Consider the following 11,829-nt stretch of genomic DNA (forward strand, 5'->3'; position numbering starts at 1 on the left):
GCTCAGCCGCCAAACAGTTCGGTAAAGGTATCGCGTACCTGGGCATCATCGGCCACCGCTTTCGCCACGTCCGGCGTCAGCAGTTTGATCTGGTCAATTGGCGCAAAACCCTCAGGTGCAGCCACGCGCGCATCCACCGGCCGGTTGCCCTGCTTCGCCACCAGCTGCTGACCCGCTTCCGACAGCATGAAATCAACAAACGCTTTGGCGGCTGGCAGATTATGCACCGACTTCATGATCGCCACAGGCTCGGTCACATAGGAGACGCCCTCCTGCGGATAGACCAGATCGATGGGTGAGCCCTGCTTTTTGGCGCGGATAATATCGGCATCGGTGATGACGCCATATTTGTCCATGCCGCTGGCGACCGCTTTCAGCGCCGGTCCGTTACCGCCCTGCGGCGCGATGCCGATCGCCGCCAGCTGTTGATAGAATTGCCAGCCGATCGATGGCGTATTGATATCGGTGTGCAGCTTGTAGAGCGCCGCGCCGGAATAGAGCGGGCTGGGCACGGCAATCTGACCGCTGTTTTCCGCTACCGCCAGCGCTTTCCAGCTGGTGACCGGCTTCGCGCGTTGGGTGTTGTAAGCGATCACCGTGGCGATAATTTTGGTGCCGAAGAAGGTTTTATCCGCATCGTAATAGGCGGACTTCAGGTGGCTGACCGGCGCGGTTTGATAGGGATAGAGTTGCCCCTCTTTTTTGAGTGCGCCCAGATTGATCGCGTCGGCGACCAGCAGCACATCGGGTTTCACCTGGCCGCTCATCATCTCGGTATGCAGCACGTTCATCAGCTGGGTGGTGCCGTTGCGGGTCCACTCCACCTCAACTGCTGGGTAAGCGGCTTTGAAGGCATCAATGGTCTGCTGGGCGATTTCAGGCGCCTGCGAGGTGTAGATCACCAGTTTGCCGCCAGGCGCATCCGCAGCCTGCGACAGGGTTGAGGCCGTGAAGCCCGATAACAACAACAGCGCGTGGAGCGAAGTACGAAAAGCCGTTTTCATGGTCAGTGAAACCCTTTATGCAGGAAGAATCCAGCCGTCATCGACGGCGACGCCGACGGTGTCATCCACCGCCAGTAAAGCCGCATCGTTAAGCGTCAGCGACAGGCTGACATCCGGTTGATTAAGCGGCCGAAGATTGATCTGATGGTGGCCGCCGCGAAAGATAATGCGTTCGACGCGTGCGGCAAACTGGCGTTCATCTGCCGCAGCCAGATGGAAACTGACGCTGTGGAAGCTGGCTTTGCCGTGCGGCAGCGGTCGCTGGCGAGGCGAACAGCGCAGCAGCACCCGCAGCCCGCACAGCGTGGCGGTGGCGTTGCCGGGGTCCAGCGGTTCAATGTCGCTGACCGGCAGCACCCGCCCGTCATCAATAAAGGTCGCGACCATCTCGTTAGCCGGTTCGCGCCACAGGATCTGCGGACTGGCGAACTGCATCACTTTGCCGTGATCGAGCACCACGATGCGGTCGGCCAGCGCCATCGCTTCGCGTTGATCGTGGGTGATATAGAGTAAGGTGGCGCCGCTGTGGCGATGGAAGCGGCGGAACTCCTCTTCCATGGTGGCGCGCAGATGGACATCGAGGTTAGCCAGCGGCTCATCCAGCAGCACCAGCGTGGGCCGGGCTACCAGGCAGCGCGCCAGGGCCACGCGCTGGCGCTGGCCGCCGGAGAGATCGGCGGGTCGGCGGTCGGCGAAGCGATCCAGCCCGACCAGCGTCAGGGCCTGGCTGGTGCGCAGCAGACGTTCTGCTCGTGCCACACCGTTGACTTTCAGGCTGTAGGCGACGTTTTCCGCCACCGTCATATGCGGCCACAGGGCGTAGTTCTGAAAGACCACGCCGAGATCGCGCGCTTCCGGTGGCAGATGCAGCCCGTCTGCGGCGACCTGCCGCTCACCGATACGAATTTCACCGCTGTCGAGCGTTTCAAAACCGGCCAGCAGCCGCAGCAACGTGGTTTTGCCACAGCCCGATGGCCCGAGTACGGCGACAAATTCGCCCTGATTAATCTGTAACGAAATTGCGTCCAGTACCGGCTGCGTCCCGAAGGCTTTGTGCAGCCCGGTTAACGAAATTGCCGCCATCTTATTCTGCCCCTGCCGTTTACGTTCTGGGCAAAACGCTACGACAGTTTGATGACAGCCCGGTGACAACCGGGCTCAATCATCACGCTACACCGTCAGGCCGCGACAAGCCGGGCGGACGCGCCGGGATTTACTGCTGAGAGGTCAGCGCCGCAATCGGCTGCCAGATATCGGTCATCGCGCCCTCTTTGCCGGTAAACGGGTCCTGATGCGGCAGCGGAACGTTTTTGACCTGCGCCTGCGACGCTTTCAGCTTAGCGGGCTCATCACGCAGCGTTTCCGGTGACATGCCCTGCGGATAAGCGCCGACGACCAGAAAATCTTCGCTGGCGCTGACCTGCCGGTGTCCGACGCCCGCCGGGATCAGGACCGCATCCCCGGCACGCAGCGTGACCATCCGGCCGCTGTCGCCGCCAAACAGTACTTCTGCCCAGCCCGCCGCCACGCCCAGCAGTTCGTGGGTATTCGGGTGATAATGGGTGTAGGGGAAAATCGGGTAGCGCCAGGCGGGCGGCCAGCCATGTTGCCCGAAGGTTTTTTCAAACCAGGCCGCGATATCCTCTTCCTCTTCTGGCACCACGCGTGGCCAGATAATCAGGGGTAACGGGTTGTTTGGCACACCGCCCGACGGGCTGGCGAGCATCAGGTGCTGGGGGTTGTCAGAGGCTCCGGCAGAGAAGGTGCCCGCGGCGAACGACATCAGCAACATCAGACTGGAGGATTGAACAGTCATACAGGTTCTCCGGTTTTTTTCTAAGTGTGGCAAAGCCGGGCCACAATGCAATGTGCGCCAGCCGACACAATTAACATAATTAACTGATATTGCTAACTAAAGCCAAATGTGTCGTTAACAATGTTGCGATGCAATAGCGCAGCGGTTGATGATGGTGGTTATCACTGAGCGAAAGTGTTGCAAAATGTCAGGCGGGAAATGCGATCATCACGGCAACTGTTATATAAAAAATGCACAAATCTGTTTCTGATATCCTTGACTGTTATCTGTTCTAATCGTTAACAGATGACAGTGAGGTAAAAAAATGGACGCTATTAAACAAATCCTGATCGACGAGATCGCTACGCTCAACCGCGAAGAACGTCGCGACAATCTGCCGCGCTTCAGCCTCTCATTTCTGAAAAACCATCCCGGTCTGTGGGCAGTGATGTACCTGTGCTACGGCCTGTGTGTTGCACTGATTTTCACGACAGAGATGCTCGGCTGGCCCGCCTTCTGGTTTGCCACCGCGTTTGTGCTGGTGATGAGCTTTTTGATGCTGCTGGATATCAATCCAAAATACCGTTTTGAAGATATTGATGCGCTCGATCTGCGCGTCTGCTACAACGGCGAATGGTACTACGTTCAGCCGGTGCGCGAGCAGGCGATATCACGCATTCTGTCGCTGCCGGAGACGCCGGAGCGGGTTAAAAGCGGCATTCAGCGCCTGCTGACGCAAAAAGGTGAAGTCGATTTTTATGATGTCTACTACCTGACCTGGGGCCATCAGGACGCGGCGCGCGTCTGACCCTGCGCCATCAGCCTGCCCAGCGTCTCAATCGCCGCCTCGGCCCGCGTATCCCACGGCCAGGCGGTGTTGAGCCGAAAACAGTGACTGAACTGCTCCCCCGCCGAAAATAACTGCCCCGGTGCGATACTGATCCCCTGCGCCAGCGCCTGCTGATACAACTGCGTAGTATTGATGCTGTCCGGCAGCGTCACCCAGAGGAAATAACCGCCACGCGCTTCGCTCAGCGTCGCCTGCGCCGGTAACACTTTCAGCAACGCCTGACGCACCATCTGCTGGCGCTTCGCCAGAATCTGCCGCAGCCGTTTCAGGTGGGTATCGTAACGTCGGGTGGCGAGGAAATCGGCCAGCGCCAGCTGCATTGGCGCACTGGTCGATAAGGTACTCATCAGTTGCAGACGCTGAATGCGCTGCGCATGCTGACCGGCCGCCACCCAGCCAACGCGGAATCCCGCCACCAGCGACTTCGAAAACGAGCCACAGTGCAGCACGTTGCCCTGACGATCCCAGGCTTTGGCGGGCAGCGGCGGCGTGTCGCCTGACCAGAGTTCAGCGTAGACATCATCTTCAATCATCGGCACCTGATAACGCGCCAGCAGCGCCACCAGCTGCTGCTTACGTTCGGCGGATAAGGTGACGCCCAGCGGGTTCTGCAAGGTCGTCATCAGCCAGCACGCTTTCACCGGCCAGCGCTGCAGCGCCTCTTCCAGCTGCACCAGATCGATGCCGTTCTGCGCATCTACCGGAATCGCCAGCGCCTTGAGCTTCAGCCGCTCAATCGCCTGTAACGCGCCATAGAAGCTCGGCTGCTCAATCACCACATAATCGCCCGGCTCGGTTAACGACTGCAGGCTGAGATTAAGCGCCTCCAGCGCCCCGCTGGTAATGACGATCTCATCCGGCGACAGGGTAATGCCCTGACGCGCATAGCGCTGCGCCAGCAGCTGCCGCAGAGTGGCGTTGCCGGGCGGCAGATTGTGCAGCGCATCGGTGGGAGTCAGCTGATGGGAGACGTTCGCCAGCGAGCGCATCAGCTGGCGCTGCGGAAACAGCGCCGGATCGGGAAAGGCGGAGCCAAAGGGGACGATGGCGGGATCGCGGGTCGCCTGCAGCACATCAAACACAAAGTCGTTGATATCGACCTGCTCGCTGATGGTGACGCTGAGCGGCGCGGAGGCCAGCGCGCGCGGCGCGACGTAGTAACCCGACTGTGGTCGTGAGACGATCCAGCCCTGACTCTCCAGCAACTCATAGGCGTGCAGCACCGTCATCAGGCTAAGCCCCTGCTGCGCAACCTGCTGACGCAGCGAGGGTAAACGGGTGCCCGGCAGCCAGATGCCGGCCTCTATCTGCTGCTGAATCTCATCCATCAATCGCTGGTATTTCGCCACTGGTCGCCTCTCCTTTTCCACCCGCGAGACTTTACCATGCACGACGGTTAATGACAGGCCGGGCTTGCCACTTATCTTGCCTGCACGGTGTCAGGCGGGCGCAACCTCTGTGGCTAACGGCGATTCATCGGGCGTGAATGGCGCGCCCATCTCCACTTTTTCATCACCGACAAAATTAGCCAGTTCATCGATCCGATCGGGCGGAATCGGTTTCCCCAGCAGATAGCCCTGCAACGTATTGCAGCCGAGGCTGGTGAGAAAGGCCTGCTGCTCGGCCGTTTCCACGCCCTCAGCCACCACTTTCAGCTGTAGCGACTGCGCCAGCGCCACAATCGCTGAAACAATCGTGGCATCTTCGCTGTGATGCTGCAGTTCATTGACGAACGCCCGATCGATCTTCAGTTCGCTGGCCGGCAGGCGTTTCAGATAGAGCAGGCTGGAATAGCCGGTGCCGAAGTCATCAATCGAGGCTTTTACCCCAAGCGTGGTCAGTTCGGTCAGGATGCGGACGCTCTCATCGGGATCGCGCATTGCGGTGGTTTCCGTCACCTCCAGCGTCAGCAGCTCAGGCGGGATCTCATGGCGTGCCAGCGCCTCGGTGACGGTTTCCACCAGATTGTTCTGTTCAAACTGTAATGCTGAGAGATTGACCGCCACCGACCAGTGCGGATGGCCCTGCAGATGCCACTGTCGCAGCTGACGACAGGCTTCGTGGATCACCCAGTTGCCGATGCCGACGATCATGCCGGTTTTTTCCGCCATCGGTAAAAACTGGTCCGGCGTCAGCAGACCCCGCTGCGGATGCTGCCAGCGCAGCAGCGCCTCAAAACCGAGGATCGGCCCGCGTGGCGCACAATATTTAGGTTGATAGAACAGGCGCAGCTCGTTGTTATCCAGCGCCTGCCAGAGATCGTTATTAAGCTGGAGCTGGCTCTGCGCCAGGATGTTCATTGATGGCTGGAAGAAGGTGTAGCCGTTGCGTCCGTTGTTTTTGGTGTGGTACATCGCCGCATCGGCGTTAAACATCAGTTCCCGCTCATCCACCCCATCGCCCGGATAGACCGCAATGCCGATGCTGAGTGACACCACCAGTTCATAACGCGAAATATCAAACGGACGATCGACCGCTTTTACCAGCTTATCGGCAACGGCGGCCGCATCGTTGGGATCGTCAATCTCAATCAGCAGCACAAACTCATCACCGCCCAGCCGCGCCAGGGTGTAGTAACCGGCCATCTGCTGGCTCATGCGTTCGGTCACGCCAATCAGCAGATTGTCGCCAATATGGTGGCCAAAGGCGTCATTTACCGCCTTAAAGCCATCCAGATCCATAAACATCAGCGCAAATTGCGTCTGCTCACGGTTCGCCTTGTTGATCGCCTGTTCCAGCCGGTCCTCCAGCAGGATGCGGTTCGGCAAGCGTGTCAGGTTATCATGCAGCGCCAGCTGTGCCAGCTCACGGTTCGCCTCGGCCAGCGAGCTGGCGAGAATCGAGGTGCGCGCCTGCATACGGGCATCCAGCATCGACACCAGCAGCGTAATGCCGAGGATCGAGATAGTGACCACCGTCACCAGAATCGCCAGCCAGTTACTGTTAACGCCCTGCTGCGTTGGATGGCTGTGCAGCGGAAACTCTGCTGCCATCATGCCGGTATAGTGCATACCGGCGATAGCCGCGCCCATCACCACCGAGGCACCGAGTCGCAACAGCGTAACCCGGCCGGTCTGCCCTTCACGCAGATTAAAGGCCAGCCACAGCGCCGCGCCGGACGCCGCCAGCGCGATCACCACCGAGACGGCGATCCAGCCCCAGTTCCAGACGATACCGGGCGCAAACATCAGTGCCGCCATGCCGGTGTAATGCATCGCCACCACGCCGCTGCCAAGAATCAGCGCCCCGCCCGCCAGACGCGGTAACGGCAAATCGCCGTTGCACACCAGCCACAGCGCAAAGATAGAGGCGCAGACCGCGATGCCGGCCGAAAAGGCGGTGAGCCCGGCGTTGTAGCTCATCACCATCTCCATGTTCATCGACAGCATCCCGATGAAATGCATCGCCCAGATGCCAATCCCCATCGCGAAACCACCGCCGAACAGCCACACCAGCGCCACTTTGCCGGTTGAATGCACCACCCGTCCCGCCATGTCTAACGCGGTAAACGAAGCCAGCATCGCAACAAGAATCGAAACGATGACGATAAAAGAGTCGTATGAGGTCACTAACATAGTGCATTCCCGAGAAAAGCCGTGCCAGCAGCTGGGTGGGTTGAGTAAGGATCAGGGATGGTCTTGTTGTATAGGTTATCGGCAATACCTGCCGGTTAATTAACCTGTCACGATAACTGTTTTCGATGTATTCAAGCGTTAAAAGCTATCGTCAGAGAGCGGACTGTCAGGGGATCTGCGCCGCGGCCATGCTGAACTCGCCGACCCGCTCAGCGGGCGTTGGCTTGCCCAGCAGATAACCCTGCAACGCATCAAAACCCAGCCCGGTCAGTAACTGTTGCTGCTCTTCCGTCTCGACACCTTCTGCCACCATCCGCAGATTGAGACTCTGCGCCAGCGTCAGCATCGCAGTCACCACGGTCGCATCTTCGCTGTCGGGCCGCAGGCAGTTGATAAAGCTGCGATCGATCTTCAGCTCGCTGGCGTCCAGATGTTTCAGATGCAGCAGGTTAGCGTAGCCGATGCCGAAGTTATCGATCGCCACGCTGACGCCAGCCTGGTGTAATTCACCAATACGCTGCTGGCTGAAGATCGGGTCGCGCATGGCAATGGCTTCCGTGATCTCCAGCATCAGCTTCCCGCTGGCCAGCTGATGGCGCGCCAGCGTCTGCGTAATGGTTGCCAGCAGATCGCGTTGATGAAACTGCAACGCCGAGAGGTTAACCGACACCGTCCAGTCGCTGTGGCCCTGATTATGCCAGATCTTCAGCTGACGGCAGGCTTCATTAATCACCCAGTTGCCCAGCGCCACAATCTGACCGGTTTTTTCCGCGCGCGGCAGAAACTGATCCGGCATCAGCAAGCCCCGCACCGGATGCTGCCAGCGCAGCAGCGCTTCAAAGCCGATCAGCATCGTGCCGCTGGAGCGAAATTTTGGCTGATAGAACAGCCGCATCTCCTGGCGTTCCAGCGCTTTCCACAGGTCGTTGGCCAGCTCTAGCTGATGCTGCGTCGCGGCGTTCATTGCCGGCTCGAACAGGCACCAGCCGTTGCGGCCGTTATGCTTGGTGTGGTACATCGCCGAATCGGCATTAAACAGCAGTTCCTGTTTATTACGGCCGTGCAGCGGGAAGATAGCGATGCCGGCGCTGAGCGATACGTGCAGCGAGTAGCGATCCAGTTCAAAGGCGACGTCGATTACCCGCACCAGCTTTTGCGCCAGCTGACTGGCGCCGCTGGCATCACAGCCTTCCGCCATCAGCACAAATTCATCGCCGCCCAGGCGCACCAGCAGCATCGCGTCGCTGAGCTGGCTGCGCAGCCGTTCCGCTACCGCAATCAGCAACCGGTCACCAACGTGATGTCCCCAGGTATCATTGACCGCCTTGAAGCCATCGAGATCCATGTACATCACCGCAAAGCTGCTCTCTTTAAGCATCGCCTGTTTGATCGCCAGGTCCAGCTGCTGCTCCAGCATCACCCGGTTGGGCAGCGCCGTGAGGTTGTCATGCATCGCCAGCTGGCGCAGCTCCTGGTTAGCGCGGTTCAGCCTGGCGGTCAGCCGCGCGGCGCGCAGCTGGGCATCCAGCATCGAGCTCAGCAGGGTGACGCCAAGAATGATGAGGGTAATCAGGGTGACCCACACCGCCAGTCCCGGATTGCCGACACCCTGTGGCTGCATCGCGCTGAGGTGGCTGAACTGCGCCGCGGCCATGCCGACATAGTGCATTCCGGCAATGGCAAACCCCATCACCAGCGACGCCAGCGCGCGCATGATCAGCAGAGGATATTCCCCCTGGCGCAGATGAAACGCCAGCCACAGCGCAACACCGGAGGCGGCAAAGGCGATCAGCATCGAGAGCGCCACCAGCGGCCGGTTCCAGTGCGGCTGCGGCGAGATCAGTAACGCATGCATACCGAGATAGTGCATCACCACCACGCCCGCGCCGAGGATCAGGCTGCCGCGCAGCAGACGACGCCGGGTAAGGTGCAGGCCTCCCACCGTCTGACCAAACGCCAGCATCGATGCCAGAATCGCCACCAGCAGCGAGATAATGGTCAGCCGGAGGTCGTAACGCAGGGTCATCGGCAGCATCATCGCCAGCATCCCGATGAAATGCATCGCCCAGACGCCAATCCCCATCGCGGTGCCGCTCACCAGCAGCCAGAGCCGGGCGATCCAGCCACCGGAAACGGCAACCCGCCCCGCCGTGTCCAGCGCGGTAAACGAAGCAATAAACGCGACGATCAGCGAAACGCAGACCAGAACGCCATCCCAGGAGACCTGTAGCATATGCAACTCCTCACCACCCGCTGGTGAACGGGTGCTGTGTAAAGCCTGAATAATCGATCTGAAAACACCCGTCGGGTGAAAGTTATTTAGCGCCAGGTTTAATGTTGTCGTGACGTCCTGGTAACGCGCGCTCTGCGAAGCATGACCGCGACTCGCTGGCCACCGCACTGAGCAGTAAATCGTTATTTTGTCTGATTGGTGCAAGAACATATCACCGAAGCAGAAAGGGCGATAGAGGGGACGAAAATAATGATTTTCGCTTTACCTCTTCCCTGTAATGCCTTGCCGTTACTGGGTTATCGGCCAGCCACCCCATTTGATTAATGAAAAATAGCGGGCGTTATTCGCGTGACGCTTTAACTGTTCTATAGTAAATAAAACTGATATAAATCATTTAGCTTATGTCCAGGATGTTTCTTAGGACTATGGCATTACTTAGATCGTTATGATTATTTTCTCTATTTTTGGGTTGAACCGTTAAATTAACACCGGGTGAAAAAGCACTGACTCTGGATAATCGGTAAGGAATGATTATGAAACTCAAGCTTTTTCTTTTGGCTGCTGCTGGCATTACCACCGCGCTTCCGTCATTAACGCTGGCGGCAACCACCTCGGGCACCATCAATGCGACGCTGACGCTGACCACCGGTTGTCTGGTAAACGGTCAGTCCGCCACCGCCGGGGTTAATTTCGGTACCCTGAACTTCGGCAGCAGTGCCGCCACCTTTGATACCCTGAACGCCACGCTGGTCGGTGCGGCAGGCAACGGTATTTTTGTCCGTTGCACCACCGGCCAGGATTACAATGTGGTGGTCACCAGCAGCAATACCGCGCCTGCTACCGTCTATGGCACGGCGTCCACTTCGCCGCGCTATCTGGTGCTGGGCTCAGATAATGCGCAGGGCATCGCCTACACCCTGTATAGCGACGCGTCTTTCACCACGGCGATTGCCAATAACACCCCCATCGCGGCCAGCGGCACCACCGATCCTACCCTGGGCACTAACTATGCCATTTACGGTCGGGTGGTTGGCGGAGGCTTTAACCCGCTGATCCCTGCCGGAACCTATACCGACACCATTAACGTCGCCGTGAACTATTAACTGCATTCGCCGGTGAATGTGGGTGGCTGTCTCGCGGTCCTGTCTGACGATTGCACGCGGTCTGTGTCTGCTGATATGGAGTATTAGCGCCTGGAGTCTGCCGACCAGCACTTTCCAGGTGACCGCTTCGATTGTGGCAGGCTGCGTGATATCCGGTACCAATACCGGCGTTTTTGGCACGCTCAATTTTGGCTCTCAGTCTGGCGTGGCGACCGGTGTCGTCAGCGCCAGCTATGTGCAAAGCACCACCCTCAATCTTGCCTGTACGCCGGGCACCACGCTGAACATGAGCATTAATCAGGGCAACAACTACACCACGACGCGCAACCTGAAACTGCCGAACTTCAGCAATACCGTTCCCTACACGCTTTACAGCAACGCCAGCCGCACCACGGTGATCCCGGTAAACCAGGCGGTGCCACTGAGCTACAGCAATGCCAATAACATCACGCTGCCGATTTATGGCCAGCTGACACTGCCGGGAACCGCGCGCGCCGGCGTCTATACCGACACCCTGACCGTCACCCTGAGCTGGTGAGGCGATATCAATAACAAGGAAACGACGATGAAGTTACTGCGCGCCCTGCTGATTGTGATCGGCACCACCTTACTGTCGCCGGCTTTTGCCGCTAACTCGGTGATGATCTGGCCGATCGATCCGGCGATCAATCCTGCGGAGAAAGCCAGCGAACTGTGGCTGGAGAACCGCGGCAATACCACCACCATGATGCAGATCCGGGTATTCGGCTGGCAGCAGGTCAATGGTCAGGAGCAGTACCAGACGCAGCAGCAGGTGGTCGCCAGCCCGCCGATGGTGCGGATGGAGCCCGGTCAGAAGCAATTAGTCCGGCTGATCAAGCAGACCCCGCCCGCTGCCGGTCAGGAGCTGGCCTATCGGGTGGTGCTGGATGAGATCCCGACGCCACGCCAGCCGGGCGAAAACCAGGCCGGACTGACTTTCCAGATGCGCTATTCGGTGCCGCTGTTTGTCTATGGCGACGGCCTCAGCGCCGACAGCGTCCGCCCGGACCTCAGCTGGCAGCAGGTCAGCGAAGGCGGCAAGCGCTGGCTGCAGCTGACCAATCGTGGCAACGGCCATGCCCGCCTCAGTCACGTCAGCATCGGTGGCCGCCAGCTGGGCGAAGGTCTGTATGGCTATGTGCTGGCTAACAGCCGCTATCGCTGGCCGCTGAATGCGGCGGTGAGTGGTGAACTCGTGGCTGAAGTGAACAAGAGTCAGTGGCGCAGCGCTGCCCAGAAGTAAGCGCC

10 protein-coding genes are annotated in these 11,829 nt (G+C 59.1%); 4 read left to right on the forward strand and 6 right to left on the reverse strand.

Features of this window, described 5'->3' with window-relative positions:
• Window positions 1-2: 2 nt before the first annotated feature.
• From WFK59_RS16880 to WFK59_RS16890, 3 genes are all read right to left on the reverse strand, one after another.
• Complete coding sequence (locus WFK59_RS16880; protein WP_336756540.1) at window positions 3-1,004, reverse strand: ABC transporter substrate-binding protein; 1,002 nt, start codon at window positions 1,002-1,004, stop codon at window positions 3-5.
• A gap of 15 nt (window positions 1,005-1,019) precedes the next feature.
• A complete protein-coding gene (locus tag WFK59_RS16885; RefSeq protein WP_336756542.1) occupies window positions 1,020-2,087 on the reverse strand; it encodes an ABC transporter ATP-binding protein in 1,068 nt (355 codons plus the stop codon).
• Between the two features lie 130 nt (window positions 2,088-2,217).
• Window positions 2,218-2,820 carry a cupin domain-containing protein gene (locus WFK59_RS16890; protein WP_233987113.1) on the reverse strand — a complete coding sequence of 201 codons (603 nt, stop codon included), beginning with the start codon at window positions 2,818-2,820 and terminating at the stop codon, window positions 2,218-2,220.
• 304 nt (window positions 2,821-3,124) lie between these two features.
• On the opposite strand from WFK59_RS16890, the gene WFK59_RS16895 reads away from it, so the two are divergent.
• On the forward strand, window positions 3,125-3,607 hold the full coding sequence (locus WFK59_RS16895) for a YlaC family protein (RefSeq protein ID WP_233987112.1): 483 nt from the start codon (window positions 3,125-3,127) through the stop codon (window positions 3,605-3,607).
• On the opposite strand, the gene WFK59_RS16900 is transcribed toward WFK59_RS16895, so the two are convergent.
• The 3 genes from WFK59_RS16900 to WFK59_RS16910 all read right to left on the reverse strand — a co-directional run bounded on the left by WFK59_RS16900 (window position 3,586) and on the right by WFK59_RS16910 (window position 9,457).
• Window positions 3,586-4,998 carry an aminotransferase-like domain-containing protein gene (locus WFK59_RS16900; protein WP_336756544.1) on the reverse strand — a complete coding sequence of 471 codons (1,413 nt, stop codon included), beginning with the start codon at window positions 4,996-4,998 and terminating at the stop codon, window positions 3,586-3,588. The genes WFK59_RS16895 and WFK59_RS16900 overlap by 22 nt on opposite strands.
• A gap of 90 nt (window positions 4,999-5,088) precedes the next feature.
• Window positions 5,089-7,224 (reverse strand): putative bifunctional diguanylate cyclase/phosphodiesterase, encoded by a 2,136-nt coding sequence (locus WFK59_RS16905; protein WP_336756546.1) that lies wholly within the window; start codon window positions 7,222-7,224, stop codon window positions 5,089-5,091.
• 166 nt (window positions 7,225-7,390) lie between these two features.
• A complete protein-coding gene (locus WFK59_RS16910) occupies window positions 7,391-9,457 on the reverse strand; it encodes a putative bifunctional diguanylate cyclase/phosphodiesterase (RefSeq protein WP_336756547.1) in 2,067 nt (688 codons plus the stop codon).
• A gap of 533 nt (window positions 9,458-9,990) precedes the next feature.
• Here WFK59_RS16910 and WFK59_RS16915 point away from each other — a divergent pair.
• From WFK59_RS16915 to WFK59_RS16925, 3 genes are read left to right on the forward strand one after another with little or no spacing between them, the layout of a single operon-like run.
• Window positions 9,991-10,560, forward strand: coding sequence for a spore coat protein U domain-containing protein (locus WFK59_RS16915; RefSeq protein WP_233987108.1), 570 nt, complete (start codon window positions 9,991-9,993; stop codon window positions 10,558-10,560).
• Between the two features lie 16 nt (window positions 10,561-10,576).
• A complete protein-coding gene (locus WFK59_RS16920) occupies window positions 10,577-11,098 on the forward strand; it encodes a Csu type fimbrial protein (RefSeq protein WP_336756550.1) in 522 nt (173 codons plus the stop codon).
• Window positions 11,099-11,125: 27 nt separating this feature from the next.
• Window positions 11,126-11,824 (forward strand): fimbrial biogenesis chaperone, encoded by a 699-nt coding sequence (locus WFK59_RS16925; RefSeq protein WP_336756551.1) that lies wholly within the window; start codon window positions 11,126-11,128, stop codon window positions 11,822-11,824.
• Window positions 11,825-11,829: the final 5 nt, after the last annotated feature.

The organism is Pantoea sp. USHLN298, assembly GCF_037149395.1.
Taxonomy (GTDB): domain Bacteria; phylum Pseudomonadota; class Gammaproteobacteria; order Enterobacterales; family Enterobacteriaceae; genus Pantoea; species Pantoea astica.